Genomic DNA, 12,891 nt, shown 5'->3' on the forward strand with positions numbered 1-12,891 from the left:
TGGTCAGAACACGTACGCGATTACCTGTCCACCGACGCCCTCTTCGCGGGCCTCGTAGTGGCTCATGACGCCGTGGCTGGTCGTGACGATGAGCGTCCCGTAATCCCGGGCGGGGAGGAACCGTTTCTCCCACTTCTCGAAGTCGTCCGCGCCCGCCGCGTAGCGGGGCTTGACCGTGCCACACTCGTTGATAGCGCCGTTCAGTTCGACCTCGAATCGCCCGGCCTTGCCGTCGTCGACGAACTGGAAGCCGCCGACGTACCCGCGGTCGTAAAAGACCTCGAGCACGGAGCCGATTTCGTTCGAGGCGGGCTGTATCGTCTGTTCGAGATGGCCGACGCTCTCGGCGTTGTCGAGTCCCGACAGCGCGCTGGCCAGTGGATCGTTGTCCGCCATGGTTAGCTGTACTTCCTGAAGCCCATACCGCGTGCGATCTCGCGGAAGCACTGTCGGCACAACCAGATGTCGTACTTGCCGACGAGTCCCTGCTCGCGTTCGCAGCGCTGGCACGCTTCGAGCTGGCCGGTTCGCTTTGCGGCCTGCTCGCCCGTTCGTTGTTCGGATTCTGATTCGCTCATGCTGTCTCCTCCGCAGCGACGTCCACGTCGAAGTTCGATTCGAGGAACGCGATCGCGTCCTCGGCTGTCAACCGGTGTCTCGCCGGGATCGGCCGGGCCATCTTGTCGCGCTTGCTGACCCGATAGCCGGGCCGAACCAGGTTGACCGTCACGTCGAGGCCGTAGATCCCGATATCGGGGTCGTACTCCTGGCTCGGGAAGTCGGTGTGCTCCTCGACGCCGAAACTGAAGTTACCGGTCTCGTCGAACTGCGCCTCGCGCAGCGCCGCCAACGGCAGCGCCGTCTCGAGGAACGCGGCCGCGTCCTCGCCACGCAGCGTGACCTTCGCGCCGATCGGATCGCCCTCGCGGACGTTGAAGTCCTGAATCGTCCGTTTCGCGGTCGTGCGAACCGGCTGTTGGCCCGCGACCTCGCCGAGGATCTCCTCGGCCTGCGCGAGCGGTTCGCCGCCCCGGCCGACGCCCATGTGGACGACGACCTTCTCGACGGTCGGCTCTCGCATCTCGTGGAACTCGCCCGCCTCGGACTCGGAGCTCATTCGTCGTCACCTCCGTCGTCGGCCTCAACGTCGTCGGCCTCAACGTCGTCGGCCTCAACGTCGTCGGCCTCGGCGTCGTCGGCCTCGGCGTCAGCGTCGTCCGCGCCGCCGTCGGTGAAGTTCTCGTCGATGACGACGACGTACTCCTCGATCGTCTCGAAGCGGCCCTCGCCACCGGCGGCTTCGATCAGGACGTTGTTCGGCGAGGATCCGGGGGTGACCTGGATCTCGTCGATCGTCCCGATTCGGCCCGCGTGGGCCCCGCTGACGGCTGTCACGAGCGCGCCCTTCTCGTACGTGAAGTGGGCTACGATCTCCTCGGCGTCGTTGGAAACGACGATCGAGTCGTTGCCGTCGTAGGTCGTCGCGTCCTCGACGAGCAGCGTCTGTCCGTCGTGAAGCGTCAACTGGGTGTCGCCGCCCGGCACCTGCGCCTTGCCGACGATCTTTCCGAGTTTCGATCCTGCCGACTCGGCATCGATCGGGGTCAACGAGAGCCGGCCGCCCTCGTCGGGAAACACGCGGTAGTACTCCTCGCGCTCCCGGAACGCCAGGATGTCGAACATCCCGATCGGCTGGCGCTCGTCGGAGACGGCTTTCCCGTTGACCAGGACGCTGTCCTGTTCGAGCGCGTAGCGCGTCTCCTTCTTCGAGTCGGCGTAGCCGAGCACGTCGCGCAGGACGATGAGCAGGGGGACCCCCGCCTCGCCGTGCGGACCCGCCGCGGCCTTCGTCGTGTACGTCTCTTCTTTCCGTTCGACCGGCCACGATTTCGGCACGGCCAGCCGTTTTTGATGTTTCGTCATTCGTCGTCCTCCTCGGCTTCGAGGCGCGCCTCGCGAACCTCGTCGTCGAGGTCGAGATCCGTCACCTGGACGTTGCTCGCTTCGAGCGGACGGGGAACCTCCTCGCCGTCCGCCGTCTCGTGGGTCACGTCCTCGACGTGGATCTCCGCGTGGCGGAGATTCACCTCGACGACCTCGCCGGACTCGCCGGCGAAGTCGCCGCGCTGGACCTCGACCGTATCGCCCGCGTTGACGCGGACGCTCCGCTGGCCGTACTCCTCGCGGAGCTCCGGCGATAGCGGCGCACGAACCTGCTTTTGTTTTTCGTGCAGCGGGGCGCGCTCCTGTCGGTTGCGCTGTTTGGTTGGTTGTCGTGTCATAGCTATACGATCATGGTTGCCGTCGAAGCGATCGAGCCGAAGCGCTCGGCGACCTCCCGGGCGATCGGTCCTTTGAGTTCCGTCCCGCGGGGATCCTCGTTCTCGTCGACGATGACGGCCGCGTTGTCCTCGAACTTCACGCGCGTACCGTCGGGGCGTCGGATCGGCTTGCGCTGGCGGATGACGACCGCCTCGAGGACCTGCCGTCGCATCTCCGGTGTCCCCTTGGTGACCGAGACGGTCACCTTGTCACCGAGTCCCGCCTTCGGGTGGCGGTTCTTGGTGCCGGAGTAGCCGGCCGTGGAGACGACTCGCAACTCGCGCGCGCCGGTGTTGTCGGCACACGTGATGAGCGAGCCTTTCTCTAGTCCTTGAGTCACGTCGGCGTTGAGTGCCTCCATCAGGCATCAGCCTCCGTGACTTCGACTACGACGTGGCTCTTCGTCTTCGAGAGCGGTCGTGTCTCCGCGATCTTCACGTCGTCGCCAACGGCGAGCGGTTCCAGTACCCCCGGCACGTGTGCCGGAATCTTCGATCGTCGCTTCATCTGACGATCGTATTTGGGTACGTTCACCTCGTACTCCCGCTCGACGACGACGGTACGGTCCATGTCGGTCGAGACGACCGTCCCCTCGATGACCTGCCCGCGGACGGGCAACTCACCGTAGAAGGGACACGTCTCGTAGTCGTACTCCTCCGGGTTGTCGGGCTCCGGAGGCTGTGTTACGTCGAGTCCTATTGCCATAGTGAACCTCTGTGTGTTTCGCTGCGTCGGGCGGGTCGGGCGAGCAGTCGGTCGCCCTCGACGATCACGGCTCGCGGGCGCTTCCCGCTCCCGTCGTCCGAGTCGCGTCTCGCCTCGCACTCATCGAGCGCGAAGCGGAACGTCGTCCCCGCCTTCGGCACTTGTTTGACCCCGTCGCTCGCCGCCACGAGCAGCGTCCGCATCGTCTCGTCTCGAACGCGGCCGCCGATCCCGACCAAGTCGGGGTTCGACGCGTCCGTAACGGTCACGTCGAGTCCGGCGAGTTCGTGGCGAGCGAGCGTTTCGGGGGTCATTCTTCGAAGTCGCCCTCCTCCCGCTGTACCGTCTTCATGCGGGCGATCGTGCGCTTCAACTCGCCGATCCGGCCCGGGTTCTCCGGAGCGCCACCGGCGGCCAGCACGGCCTTCTCGTTGAGCAACTCGGTCTCGAGCTGTTCGAGTTCCGCCTCGCGCTCGGCGGGCGTCATGTCGCGGATTTCCTCGACGTGGAGAACAGCCATCGTTACTCGGCCTCCTCGTCTGCCCCGCCTTCCATCTCGTCGAGGAGCTCCTCGGCCTCGGCCTCGACGTCCTCGTCGAGGACCTCGGGCTCGTCAGCGCCTGCCTCGTCGGCCGCCGGCGAGTCGCCGGTTTCGCCGTCGAGGTCCTCGTCAAGAACCTCCTCTTCGGGGACTTCCTCGACCGCCTCGGCGGTCTCTTCCTCGAGAACGTCCTCGGGGTCGGCACCGACCGATTCGGCGTCGGCCTCGTCGGGTTCCTCGAGTAGCTCTTCGACGTCGCCTTCGGGTTCCTCGATGAACTCGGAGACCTCGACGTCCTCGTAGACCTCGAAGTCGTCGGGGAGTTCCGCGTTCGGCGGGATGATTTTCACGCGCACGCCGATCGTGCCGAGCTTCATCACCGCGGTGCCGACGCCGCTGTCGACGATGGTTTCGGCGGGTTCGCCGTTGTGTTTGATGTAGCCGCGGTTGAATTTCTCGACGCGGGAGCGTGCGCCCGTGACCTTCCCGCTCAGGATGATCTCGGCGCCCAGCGCGCCCGAGTCCATGATGCGATCGATGGTCGTGTGGCCGGCCTTCCGGAAGTACCAACCACGTTCGAGGGCGTTCGCCAGCCGATCCGCGACGATCTGTGCGTTCAGATCCGGCTCGTCGACCTCCTGGACGTCGATCTGGGGGTCGTCGAGGTCGAAGTCCTCTTCGAGCGTCGTCGTGATCTTGCGGATGTTCTTGCCGCCCTTGCCGATGACCATCCCGGGCTTTTCGGCCTTCAGGACGATCTGGGTCCCCATCGGCGTCTTGGCGACGTCCATGCCGCCGTAGCCGGCGCGGGAGAGCTCTTCGGCAAAGAACTCGTCGATCTGGGTCCGCTGAAGCCCGTCCTCGATGAACTGGTGTTCGTCGGCCATTATTCGTCGCCCTCCCGTGCGAGCACGAGTTCGACGTCGACCTGCGGGGTGTTCCACTGCGAGGCGCGACCGAACGCCCGCGGCTTCTGGCCGGGGGACCCCCCGACCTTGTGGGCCGCGACGTGGTCGATCGTCATCTCCTCCCCGTCGAATCCCTGATGGTCGGCGTTGTTGACGGCGTTCTCGAGGAGATCGAGGAAGGCCTTCGAGGCCTTCTCGGGATACCGCCCCGCGTCCCAGCCGTCGATGTCGTTTCGGTGACCGACACCGCTGTTGTGGGATTTGAACGGGACGGAAACATCACCCTCGATGACCGACTCGAGATAGGCGACGGCCTCGCCGGCCGATTTGCCTTTGATCTCCCGTGCGATCTCCTTGCTGTGCTTGTGGCTCATGTGACGCTCCCGGAGCATGGCTTTCGCCGTCTCGTCCGGGTCGGCGTCGACACTGTAGCTGATTCCCATGGTTATTTGAGCGGTACGAACTTCGAGGAGCGGGTCGCACCGATACCGGCCTGTCCGTGCTCGACGGAGTTTCGCGTCAGCTGGAACTCCCCGAGATAGTGGCCGATCATCTCCGGCTCTACCTCGACGCGTTCGAACGACTGGCCGTTGTGGACCGCGAACGTGAGCCCGACGAACGCCGGGACGATCGGCATGCCGCGCAGATGCGTCCGGATCGGATCGTTCGCGGTCTCCTCGTCGCCCGCCTCGCGGGCTTTTTCGAGGAGCTTCTCCTGTTCGACGGAGAGGCCCCGCTTGATGGTTCGCCGCTGGCGTGCGGGCAGCAGTTCCGCGACCTCGTCGAGCTCCATCGACTGCAACTCGTCGAGCGTGTGACCACGGTAGCGAAACTCGCCCTCGTGGCCGATCTGGTATTCCGAACTCATTCTCGTCCTCCTTTCCCGCCGCGGCCGGTCCGTTTGGAGGCGATGTCGCCGACCTTCCGGCCCGGCGGCGCGTCGCGGGAGATACTCTTGGGTTTGCCGGGGTGCTGTCGGCCGCCGCCACCGAAGGGGTGGTCGACGGCGTTCATCGCGACACCGCGGACGCGCGGGTACTTCGTCCCGCGGGATTTCATTTTGTGGTGCTTGTTGCCGGCCTTGACGAACGGCTTCTCCGTTCGGCCGCCGCCGGCGACCACGCCGACCGTGGCGCGACACTCCGGCGACAGCCGGCGCATCTCGCCGCTCGGCAACTGAACGACAGCGGCGTTGCGGTCGTGGGTGAGAAGCGTCGCTGACACGCCCGAGGCGCGCGCGAACTTCCCGCCGTCGCCGGGCTGTCGCTCGACGTTACAGACGGGGACGCCCTCGGGGATCTCCGCGAGCGGCATCGTGTTGCCGGGGGCGATCTCCGCGGAGACGCCGATTTGGATCTCGTCGCCGACCGCCACGCCTTCGGGGGCGAGGACGAGGCGACGGTCGCCGTCGTCGAACTGTACGTCGGCCAGCGGCGCCGACCGCGCGGGGTCGTGTTCGATCCCGACGATCTCGCCGGTGACCATGTCGGCGTCCTCGACGTTTCGATACGAGAGGTCCGCTTTGTACCGATGGGAGGGTGCGCGGAACGTCGACGTCCCGCGACCACGTCGTTGCCCTTGGATTCGTCGTCCCATTTCAGAACACCCCGATCCGTGAGGCGACTTCCTGGGCGTCGTCGTCCGCCGAGAGGGTGACGGTCGCCTTCTTGTCGCCCTGCGTTCGAACCTGCGTGTTGACCGAGTCGACCGACACGTCGAACTGTGATTCGACGGCTTCGGCGATCTCGGGCTTGCTCGCCTCGGCGTGACAGACGAACTGTAGTTTGTTCTCGAAGTCCATGTCGTTCATCGCCTTCTCGGTGACGAGCGGGTGTTTGATCGTCATCGCTCGGCCACCTCCTCGAGCGCGCTCTCGGTCCACAGCGTGAGCCGGCCGGCGTCGGTGCCGGGGGCGAGGTCCTCGGTGCTGACCTCGGCGGCGGTCGCCACGTCGGCGCCCGCGAGGTTGCGGGCCGCGAGCGAGGGCTCCCCGCTCGTGACGACGAGGACCGACTTCGGCTGCGTGTACTTCCGCCCGCGGGTCGTCCCGCGGCCGGCGCGGACCGTCTTGCCGTCCTCGGCGCGCTCGACGTCCGCGTAGACGCCCAGCGTCTCGAGGACCGCGACGGCCTCTTTCGTCTTGACGAGCTCCTCGAACTCGTCGCTCACGACGAGCGGGAGTTCGAGCTCGCCGTCGAAGTCGTGGCCGCGCTCGGCGACCAACTCGGCGTCGGCGGTCGCGGCGATCGCGCTCCGCGTGGCGAGTTTGCGCTCCTTCGTGTTGATATCGAGTCCGCGGTCCTTCTCGGCCTTCGGCGGGTGTGCGGGGCGGCCGGAGACGGCCTGCGGCACCTCGCGTGCGCGCCCGTTCTGTCTCGGAACGTGCGCCATCCCACGGCCGCTGCCTTGGGACTCCGCCGGGGTCCGAAGCCCTGCGTACTCGTCGGTACCTGCGTCCTGCTGTCGGTTGGCCTGGGCGGCGAGGACCGCGCGCTTGATGAGGTCGGGCCGGAACGTCGTCTCGAAGACGTCCGGCAACTCGACCTCGCCCGCGTCGTCGCCCTCCAGGTCGCGTACTGTTGCCTGCATGAGTTATCCCTGATTGGAAGCGGTGGAGACGTACCGGACCTCGGGGTCGAGGCGCGGTTGGTCGGCCGGTCGCACCGCCGGGCGGAACCGAACGAGGCGCTTGTCGGGACCCGGAACGGAGCCCTTCACGAGAGCGTAGGAACCGTCCACCTCGCCGTAGTTGACGAAGCCGCCGTCGGGGGTGACGTCGTCGTCACCCAGATCGACGAGCCGCTTGTTCAATTCGGTTCGCTGGTGGTAGCCGGTCTGGCCCTGCTGAGGGACCGTCGAGCGGACCCGCGAGGGGTTCCACGGGCCGAGGTTGCCGATGCGTCGGCGCCAGCCCTGGCGGGCGTGTTTGCCCTTCCGCTTTTGGACGCCCCATCGCTTGACGGGGCCTTGGGTGCCCTTGCCCTTCGTGATGCCCGCGACGTCGGCGTACTGGCCGGCGCGGAACACGTCGGTCGCGGCGTGCTCGCCCCCGTCGTCGACGAGGTCGAACGCGAACTCGAGGCGGTCCCCGAGGGCGCCGCCGCCGACGCGTGTCTCCATCACGTCGGGTTCTTTCTTCGGGACGCTCGAAAGCCCGCTCGGCAGCGTGTGGGTGATGACCCGCACGTCCGCAAGGGCACCCGAATCGAGTGCCTCCCGTATTTGGCTTTCGGCGCCGCCGGACTGTTCGTCTGGGACGGAAAGGGCGCGACCGAGGTCCTCGTGGACCTCGTCGGTCCAGAGTTCGGTCAGCGGCCGCGTTCCGTACGGCGTGTCTTCGTAAGCTCGAACGGCGACAGCCCGCATGGGTGGCGTCTCGACGACGGTCACCGGAACGGTCTCCTCTTGGCCCTCTCGGGGGGAGTTGGGTTCGTCGTTGATCGTCACGACGTGGCTCATGCCGGCTTTATATCCGGCGAAGCCCTGTAACCCGGGCTGTCCCTCGTCGTCCGGCCAGGAGTTGAACCGCGGCACCTCGCTGGCCGCACGGCTGCGGGGGCTGAAGCCCATCGAGCCTTTTCGTGGTCTGCTTGGTTGTGGCATTTATCTCACTCCAGTGTGAGGGGCGCAAGCGTCGCGAACAGAGCTTCCTCCGTCCGGACGACCTCGCTACCCTGGTTCGGAACCGTATTGAGCCAAAGGTCGAACCGCGCGTTCGGTTCGTCGCCGATGGCCTCCGCGCGTGGCTCACAGTCGAGTATCTCCGGCAACCCCCGTTCGGGGGCGCCGAAGGCGACCGTGAGTCCGTCGGCCGTCCGCCCGGAGAGTTCCCCGAGCCGATCGACCGTCAGTACCTCCCCGTGTCTGGACGCGGCGATTCGGACGCCGGCGTCCGGACGGGCGAGGCAGTCGTCGATGGTCGCACGCTCGACGGCGAACCCCGGTGAGGGGTCCGCCACGAGTTTCGCGCGAACCGGCTCTCGCGAAGAGACCCTGATGGTGACGCGTTCCCCGGCCGAGACCGCCATCGACGGCGGCACCGGCAGGGAGATCGGGTGTTGCAGTCCGCAATTGACCCGGACGCGCCCGTCAGATCCGACCTCGGTCACGATTCCCTGTCTTAACGACCCCGAACCGTCTGATCCGGAGCCGGTCTGTGTACGGACACGAAGCGGCGGCAGGACACCGGCGTACTCCAGTTCGTCCCGCTTGCCCCAGGCCTCCTTTCGGAGGTATGGGGGCGTGGCGGCGTACTCGAGCACCGTGCCGACGAACCCGTCGCCGAACCGCCCGTCATCGCCACCCTGGTCGGGGTAAACGATGAGGCGGTCGACCCGAAAGACCGTCGCCGCGCGGGCGACGTAACCGAGTTTGCGAGTCGCCTCGCGTTTGTCCTCGGCTTCCCGGGTCAGAGACGACGGCACGAGCACGCTGTGTGTCATACCGTGTCGCTTCCGTGTCCGTTCACGAGACTGTAGCGATGATACCGAACCCACGCTTAAAAGTACCGCGGTCCGTGGCGGTTGTGCGCCCCGTTGACAGGGGATTCGCGTCGGGCGTTCGCACGCCGCGATCGCGCGCCCTTCCGCAAGCCTTTTATTTGTCTCCCCGGTACAGAAAGTTGCGAAGGCGCGCTGGTAGTGTAGTGGTATCACGTGACCTTGCCATGGTCACAACCGGGGTTCAAATCCCCGCCAGCGCATCTCTCTAAATTCAAATCCACGAGCGACCGCGACAGCGTGTCGCGAGTGTCGCTTGAATTCAGGAATTCGATCCGGATTTGAACCCTATCAGTCACAGCCCGGAAGCGCAGCGAAGCGAGCATCCCGGAATGTCTGATTTTGGTTCAAAATCCCCGCCAGCGCGTGACATCCTCCCCGCTGTGAACGGAGCGGGATCGAAGATCCCGCAGGCAGTCGGGCTTCGTCGTTCGAACGGCGCGAGCGCCGTTCGGGATGACGAGAGAGCTCCGCTCTCTCGAACCACCCGACGACGTCGGGGCTTCCCGTACCGCAGGTGGGATATATACGATTTCAGCACGCCCGCGTTTGGGATTTCGCCTATCTCCCCCCAGACGCGGTCGGCTGTCCATCGTGCGACGTTCCAGATTTTCGAGGCGGAGTCTCCGAGCGAATTGAGGCCATCACAGACCTGTCGGTGGTTCTGAATAGAACCAACGTAGGTGCGCGTGACCTCAATCGTTATACATAGCCTATGTAGAGAAATATACTTAATGATTCGCATTAGCGTGGAATATCCGGCCTTGCTATCAACGGTGGTCGGTGCAGGAGTTGTCGGATTCACTCCCCGTCCCCAGAACGCGAAGCGTTCTGGTGTGCGAACGAGAGCTTCGCTCTCGTCAACGCCGTAAACGGCGGGATTCTCTCCTCGCAAAAAGATAGTGAGCGTGTGCTCGCGAGTATGTGCGTCGGAAACTCGCCTGCAAACCTTACTCTAGATACCCGAGCGTTTCGAGGCGCTCTTTGAGCTCTCCGTCGCTCTCGGCGGCGGCCCGGAGGCGTTCGATCTGGCTCTGCTGGAAGTCGAGCAGTTGCAGCGCCGTCCGGAGTTTGTAGTTCGCCTCCTCGTCGTCGACGCGTTCGAGCGCCGACTGCAACAGCATACGGATGGTGTCGTTCGTCTCGTCGGCCATACGTGCCACGTAGCGAGATTCCGAATATAAACTTTCGTTTCGTGGGAGCCACCGAGACGACTATTTCCGTCGGGGCCGGAGTGACGGTATGACCGTCGTGGCACTCCTGAGCGTGGCGCCGGTGATCGAAGACAGTATGGCGAGCGAGGTCGCGGCCGCCGTCGAGGCGCTCGAGGACTTCGACGTCGCCTACGAGACGAACCCGATGGGGACCGTGATCGAAGCCGACGACGTCGGGACGATTATGGCCGCGGCGGGGGCGGCACACGAGGCCGTCGACGCCGACCGCGTGAGCACGGTGTTGAAGATCGACGACAAGCGCGCCCGCGGAGAGCCCGCCGAAGCGAAGGTCGAGGCGGTCGAGCGCGAACTGGGTCGAGACGCAAAAACGGAGCGATAGCGCGATCAACGCCAAGGAAAAGGCATATCCCCGGCCCCCCGTATCTTCGGGCATGAGCAGCCCCCCCGACGAGTACTACACGGACGAGCGCTGGAACAACTGGGTGGACCGGCTCCGCGAGGAGGAGATCGATCCCGAGAGCGACGACTCCGCGCGCCTCTTTTTCAATCTCCTGGACGACGCGACGATCGCCATCGCGAAGGTTGTCACCGACTACGAGGACGGCGAGATCGACGCCGACGCCGCCGCCGAGGAACTCGGTCGCATCAGGGAGATCGTCCTCTCGGAGGTCGAGATCGACGAGGAGGAGAAACTGACGCTCGTCGACGGGATCCAGACTTCGCTCGTCTGTGCGTTCTACACCGCCGAGGAGTACATCGTCGGCGGTCCCGCCGACGAGGGAACCGTCGAGGAGCACCTCCGCGCCGCCGCCGCCGCCGAGACCGACGAGGAGGACCTCGACACCGCGCTGGCCCACTGCGTCCAGGCCGGGACGCTCATCGTCGAGGGGGCGGAACTCGGGATGGACGTCGCCGAGGAGATCGAGTACGGTTTAGTCGCCGACTGGGTCAACGGTCTCGACTCGCTGGGGCGGGCGCTCGCGGACCCCGAAGTGGTCGAAGAAGACGAATAAGGCGTACGTTTTTATCCGCGAGCCGCGTTGTTCGGCCATGATATTCCGACCCGACGAGCGCGCCCAATCGACGCTGGTCGGATTTATCGTCTTGTTCGGCATTCTCGTCATCGCCTTCTCGTCGTATCAAGCGGTCGTCGTGCCGAACCAGAACGCCGAGGTGGAGTTCAACCACTTTCAGGACATTCAGAGTGATTTTACCGAGTTCCGGAGCACACTCGTAAATTCGGTCGGAAGTAACGAGGAACGTGCCGTCACGTTCAGGCTCGGGACGCAGTATCCCGCTCGCTTGCTTGCATTGAATCCGCCGCCGGTTTCGGGGCAGTTGGAGACGATAGAGGAAGGAGATAGAACAGTAGAAGTCAATTTAGCCGACGGCGAAAACATAGCCACAGACGTGTGTGAAACTGATGCTCCGACAACCAACTCACTACGGTACACACCGAACTACAACGAGTATGGGAGTCCCAGAGCCGTTTCGTACGAAAATAGGTTCGTTGCGCAGGAGTTCAGAGACGGGAACGTGTATGATCGACAACGGCTGATTCAGGAGTCATCAGGTGAGATCAGCCTTTTATTACTGAATGGGTCGGTGTCTCGCGCCAGTCAGGAATCGTATTCCTTCGATATTAACGCTAGTCGACGGAACAGGACAGCGGACAGCCGAACAGTTTCCAATATCACGATTCCAAGCCAGTATAGCGCAGAGGAATGGGAAAGCACGATTCTCGAAGGTATGGATATTACTGCGACTGACCGAGACGACGGGCGGGTACGAATCGAAGCAGAGGATGGCGGGGCTCTAGGGAATTACAACGTCTCATGTGCGGCCGCGGGGCTTGATCGCGACCCAGCATTTAGTCCGAACCCTCCGAGCCAAGATTCTTCTGATGATGGAACAGATATTCTCAACCCAACAGATGTTGTTCTTGATAATATAGAACGAGAAAACGACGGGAATGACAAATATTTAGACTTAACATTCAGAAGTGTAAACTCAAATGCAACAGTCACAGATGCCAGAATTAACTTCTACAACGCGAAGAACGAGGGCCAGACCCCGTCGAACGCTGACTTATCCGATGACACTGGAAGCGAATTGGCCACTCTAACAGTTGGTGGTGAGTTTGAGGAACTCAACTCACCTGTAGAGATTGTTTCTGATTATACATTTCAGCTTGACTTTGATAAAAATCCGGGTAGTGGTAACAGGGAATGGTTTATATTGACGCTAATGTTTGAGGATGGATCATCCAGACAGTATTTCGTGGATGTTCCTTAATTAGTAGAGTAACAGATAGATACGCTAGACGTCTTGTCAGAAGATATCTTAACAGTTTCTTGGATTTTCCGTCCCGCGTCCCAGCTGGCTATTTTTCTGGGAGTATTCGCAGAACCGGGCTAAATAATCATCCCGTAGTATAAAAATACTTATAGTCTAATTATCGATATAAATTCTTGTAAACCCGCGAGTTAGCAAGTCAAGTGGACTCGAAAGTCAACGAACCTCCCACTGACAATAAATTAAATCACGCGACCGATCACTCAAAAATGACAGGTGTAGACATCGACGCCGTCGATATCCGCATGAGCAAACGCAAGCTCAATCTCGCGAAGACGCTACACGCCGAAATAGTGTAGCGAAGTACGCCATGTAGAACGGCAGAGAGATATTCGAACGAACCTCGACACGGCAGCACGGAGCGAGATTGATTCCAAACCCGAAAT

20 protein-coding genes, 1 tRNA gene and 2 pseudogenes are annotated in these 12,891 nt (G+C 63.4%); 4 read left to right on the forward strand and 19 right to left on the reverse strand.

What is annotated here, in order from left to right; all coding sequences use genetic code 11:
* Positions 1 to 3: 3 nt before the first annotated feature.
* From NMLP_RS02905 to NMLP_RS02985, 17 genes and pseudogenes are all read right to left on the reverse strand, one after another.
* Positions 4 to 396: a 30S ribosomal protein S8 gene (locus tag NMLP_RS02905; RefSeq protein ID WP_015408634.1), complete on the reverse strand. Its 393-nt coding sequence runs from the start codon at positions 394 to 396 to the stop codon at positions 4 to 6.
* A 2-nt stretch (positions 397 to 398) separates the two neighbouring features.
* Positions 399 to 578: a 30S ribosomal protein S14 gene (locus NMLP_RS02910; protein WP_015408635.1), complete on the reverse strand. Its 180-nt coding sequence runs from the start codon at positions 576 to 578 to the stop codon at positions 399 to 401.
* Entirely contained in the window at positions 575 to 1,117 is a 543-nt protein-coding gene (locus tag NMLP_RS02915) for a 50S ribosomal protein L5 (protein WP_015408636.1), read from the reverse strand. Before NMLP_RS02915 ends, NMLP_RS02910 begins: the two co-directional genes overlap by 4 nt.
* Positions 1,114 to 1,923 carry a 30S ribosomal protein S4e gene (locus NMLP_RS02920; protein ID WP_015408637.1) on the reverse strand — a complete coding sequence of 270 codons (810 nt, stop codon included), beginning with the start codon at positions 1,921 to 1,923 and terminating at the stop codon, positions 1,114 to 1,116. Before NMLP_RS02920 ends, NMLP_RS02915 begins: the two co-directional genes overlap by 4 nt.
* Positions 1,920 to 2,282, reverse strand: coding sequence for a 50S ribosomal protein L24 (gene rplX / locus NMLP_RS02925; protein WP_015408638.1), 363 nt, complete (start codon positions 2,280 to 2,282; stop codon positions 1,920 to 1,922). Before rplX ends, NMLP_RS02920 begins: the two co-directional genes overlap by 4 nt.
* A 2-nt stretch (positions 2,283 to 2,284) precedes the next feature.
* Positions 2,285 to 2,683 (reverse strand): 50S ribosomal protein L14, encoded by a 399-nt coding sequence (locus NMLP_RS02930; RefSeq protein WP_015408639.1) that lies wholly within the window; start codon positions 2,681 to 2,683, stop codon positions 2,285 to 2,287.
* 11 nt (positions 2,684 to 2,694) lie between these two features.
* Positions 2,695 to 3,027 (reverse strand): annotated as a pseudogene (locus NMLP_RS02935) (30S ribosomal protein S17); the annotation flags it as partial.
* Positions 3,018 to 3,341, reverse strand: a complete 324-nt coding sequence (locus NMLP_RS02940; RefSeq protein ID WP_015408641.1) for a ribonuclease P protein component 1 — start codon at positions 3,339 to 3,341, stop codon at positions 3,018 to 3,020. The pseudogene NMLP_RS02935 and the gene NMLP_RS02940, both read right to left, overlap by 10 nt.
* On the reverse strand, positions 3,338 to 3,547 hold the full coding sequence (gene rpmC, locus NMLP_RS02945; RefSeq protein ID WP_015408642.1) for a 50S ribosomal protein L29: 210 nt from the start codon (positions 3,545 to 3,547) through the stop codon (positions 3,338 to 3,340). The genes NMLP_RS02940 and rpmC overlap by 4 nt, the downstream gene beginning before the upstream one ends.
* A 2-nt stretch (positions 3,548 to 3,549) precedes the next feature.
* Positions 3,550 to 4,455 carry a 30S ribosomal protein S3 gene (locus NMLP_RS02950; protein WP_015408643.1) on the reverse strand — a complete coding sequence of 302 codons (906 nt, stop codon included), beginning with the start codon at positions 4,453 to 4,455 and terminating at the stop codon, positions 3,550 to 3,552.
* Entirely contained in the window at positions 4,455 to 4,919 is a 465-nt protein-coding gene (locus tag NMLP_RS02955; RefSeq protein WP_015408644.1) for a 50S ribosomal protein L22, read from the reverse strand. The genes NMLP_RS02950 and NMLP_RS02955 overlap by 1 nt, the downstream gene beginning before the upstream one ends.
* Before the next feature lie 2 nt (positions 4,920 to 4,921).
* On the reverse strand, positions 4,922 to 5,344 hold the full coding sequence (locus tag NMLP_RS02960; RefSeq protein ID WP_015408645.1) for a 30S ribosomal protein S19: 423 nt from the start codon (positions 5,342 to 5,344) through the stop codon (positions 4,922 to 4,924).
* Positions 5,341 to 6,072 carry a 50S ribosomal protein L2 gene (locus NMLP_RS02965; RefSeq protein WP_015408646.1) on the reverse strand — a complete coding sequence of 244 codons (732 nt, stop codon included), beginning with the start codon at positions 6,070 to 6,072 and terminating at the stop codon, positions 5,341 to 5,343. The genes NMLP_RS02960 and NMLP_RS02965 overlap by 4 nt, the downstream gene beginning before the upstream one ends.
* Before the next feature lies 1 nt (position 6,073).
* The gene (locus NMLP_RS02970; protein WP_015408647.1) at positions 6,074 to 6,322 is read right to left on the reverse strand and encodes a 50S ribosomal protein L23; all 249 of its coding nucleotides are present in this window, start codon (positions 6,320 to 6,322) and stop codon (positions 6,074 to 6,076) included.
* Complete coding sequence (rpl4p, locus tag NMLP_RS02975; RefSeq protein ID WP_015408648.1) at positions 6,319 to 7,065, reverse strand: 50S ribosomal protein L4; 747 nt, start codon at positions 7,063 to 7,065, stop codon at positions 6,319 to 6,321. The genes NMLP_RS02970 and rpl4p overlap by 4 nt, the downstream gene beginning before the upstream one ends.
* A gap of 3 nt (positions 7,066 to 7,068) precedes the next feature.
* A complete protein-coding gene (locus tag NMLP_RS02980) occupies positions 7,069 to 8,079 on the reverse strand; it encodes a 50S ribosomal protein L3 (protein ID WP_015408649.1) in 1,011 nt (336 codons plus the stop codon).
* A 5-nt stretch (positions 8,080 to 8,084) separates the two neighbouring features.
* A complete protein-coding gene (locus tag NMLP_RS02985) occupies positions 8,085 to 8,918 on the reverse strand; it encodes a putative RNA uridine N3 methyltransferase (protein ID WP_015408650.1) in 834 nt (277 codons plus the stop codon).
* Between the two features lie 189 nt (positions 8,919 to 9,107).
* Here NMLP_RS02985 and NMLP_RS02990 point away from each other — a divergent pair.
* Positions 9,108 to 9,178, forward strand: a tRNA-Gly gene (locus NMLP_RS02990).
* A gap of 326 nt (positions 9,179 to 9,504) precedes the next feature.
* On the opposite strand, the pseudogene NMLP_RS15765 reads toward NMLP_RS02990, so the two are convergent.
* Together NMLP_RS15765 and NMLP_RS02995 are read right to left on the reverse strand one after the other, a co-directional pair.
* Positions 9,505 to 9,681, reverse strand: a pseudogene (locus tag NMLP_RS15765) (RNA-guided endonuclease TnpB family protein); the annotation flags it as partial.
* Between the two features lie 244 nt (positions 9,682 to 9,925).
* Positions 9,926 to 10,129 (reverse strand): hypothetical protein, encoded by a 204-nt coding sequence (locus tag NMLP_RS02995; protein ID WP_015408651.1) that lies wholly within the window; start codon positions 10,127 to 10,129, stop codon positions 9,926 to 9,928.
* Between the two features lie 88 nt (positions 10,130 to 10,217).
* On the opposite strand from NMLP_RS02995, the gene NMLP_RS03000 reads away from it, so the two are divergent.
* From NMLP_RS03000 to NMLP_RS03010, 3 genes are read left to right on the forward strand one after another with little or no spacing between them, the layout of a single operon-like run.
* On the forward strand, positions 10,218 to 10,529 hold the full coding sequence (locus NMLP_RS03000) for an MTH1187 family thiamine-binding protein (RefSeq protein ID WP_015408652.1): 312 nt from the start codon (positions 10,218 to 10,220) through the stop codon (positions 10,527 to 10,529).
* Between the two features lie 52 nt (positions 10,530 to 10,581).
* Entirely contained in the window at positions 10,582 to 11,163 is a 582-nt protein-coding gene (locus NMLP_RS03005; protein ID WP_015408653.1) for a DUF2150 family protein, read from the forward strand.
* 37 nt (positions 11,164 to 11,200) lie between these two features.
* Positions 11,201 to 12,445, forward strand: coding sequence for a hypothetical protein (locus NMLP_RS03010; protein ID WP_015408654.1), 1,245 nt, complete (start codon positions 11,201 to 11,203; stop codon positions 12,443 to 12,445).
* The last annotated feature ends 446 nt before the right edge of the window (positions 12,446 to 12,891 follow it).

This window comes from Natronomonas moolapensis 8.8.11 (genome assembly GCF_000591055.1).
In the GTDB taxonomy this organism is placed as follows: Archaea; Halobacteriota; Halobacteria; order Halobacteriales; family Haloarculaceae; genus Natronomonas; species Natronomonas moolapensis.

Bases quoted from the DNA above. Each gene is read 5' to 3' on its own strand.
- NMLP_RS02905 (WP_015408634.1), bottom strand. From the start codon at position 396: ATGGCGGACAACGATCCACTGGCCAGCGCGCTGTCGGGACTCGACAAC.
- NMLP_RS02910 (WP_015408635.1), bottom strand. From the start codon at position 578: ATGAGCGAATCAGAATCCGAACAACGAACGGGCGAGCAGGCCGCAAAG.
- NMLP_RS02915 (WP_015408636.1), bottom strand. From the start codon at position 1,117: ATGAGCTCCGAGTCCGAGGCGGGCGAGTTCCACGAGATGCGAGAGCCG.
- NMLP_RS02920 (WP_015408637.1), bottom strand. From the start codon at position 1,923: ATGACGAAACATCAAAAACGGCTGGCCGTGCCGAAATCGTGGCCGGTC.
- rplX (WP_015408638.1), bottom strand. From the start codon at position 2,282: ATGACACGACAACCAACCAAACAGCGCAACCGACAGGAGCGCGCCCCG.
- NMLP_RS02930 (WP_015408639.1), bottom strand. From the start codon at position 2,683: ATGGAGGCACTCAACGCCGACGTGACTCAAGGACTAGAGAAAGGCTCG.
- NMLP_RS02940 (WP_015408641.1), bottom strand. From the start codon at position 3,341: ATGACCCCCGAAACGCTCGCTCGCCACGAACTCGCCGGACTCGACGTG.
- rpmC (WP_015408642.1), bottom strand. From the start codon at position 3,547: ATGGCTGTTCTCCACGTCGAGGAAATCCGCGACATGACGCCCGCCGAG.
- NMLP_RS02950 (WP_015408643.1), bottom strand. From the start codon at position 4,455: ATGGCCGACGAACACCAGTTCATCGAGGACGGGCTTCAGCGGACCCAG.
- NMLP_RS02955 (WP_015408644.1), bottom strand. From the start codon at position 4,919: ATGGGAATCAGCTACAGTGTCGACGCCGACCCGGACGAGACGGCGAAA.
- NMLP_RS02960 (WP_015408645.1), bottom strand. From the start codon at position 5,344: ATGAGTTCGGAATACCAGATCGGCCACGAGGGCGAGTTTCGCTACCGT.
- NMLP_RS02965 (WP_015408646.1), bottom strand. From the start codon at position 6,072: ATGGGACGACGAATCCAAGGGCAACGACGTGGTCGCGGGACGTCGACG.
- NMLP_RS02970 (WP_015408647.1), bottom strand. From the start codon at position 6,322: ATGACGATCAAACACCCGCTCGTCACCGAGAAGGCGATGAACGACATG.
- rpl4p (WP_015408648.1), bottom strand. From the start codon at position 7,065: ATGCAGGCAACAGTACGCGACCTGGAGGGCGACGACGCGGGCGAGGTC.
- NMLP_RS02980 (WP_015408649.1), bottom strand. From the start codon at position 8,079: ATGCCACAACCAAGCAGACCACGAAAAGGCTCGATGGGCTTCAGCCCC.
- NMLP_RS02985 (WP_015408650.1), bottom strand. From the start codon at position 8,918: ATGACACACAGCGTGCTCGTGCCGTCGTCTCTGACCCGGGAAGCCGAG.
- NMLP_RS02995 (WP_015408651.1), bottom strand. From the start codon at position 10,129: ATGGCCGACGAGACGAACGACACCATCCGTATGCTGTTGCAGTCGGCG.
- NMLP_RS03000 (WP_015408652.1), top strand. From the start codon at position 10,218: ATGACCGTCGTGGCACTCCTGAGCGTGGCGCCGGTGATCGAAGACAGT.
- NMLP_RS03005 (WP_015408653.1), top strand. From the start codon at position 10,582: ATGAGCAGCCCCCCCGACGAGTACTACACGGACGAGCGCTGGAACAAC.
- NMLP_RS03010 (WP_015408654.1), top strand. From the start codon at position 11,201: ATGATATTCCGACCCGACGAGCGCGCCCAATCGACGCTGGTCGGATTT.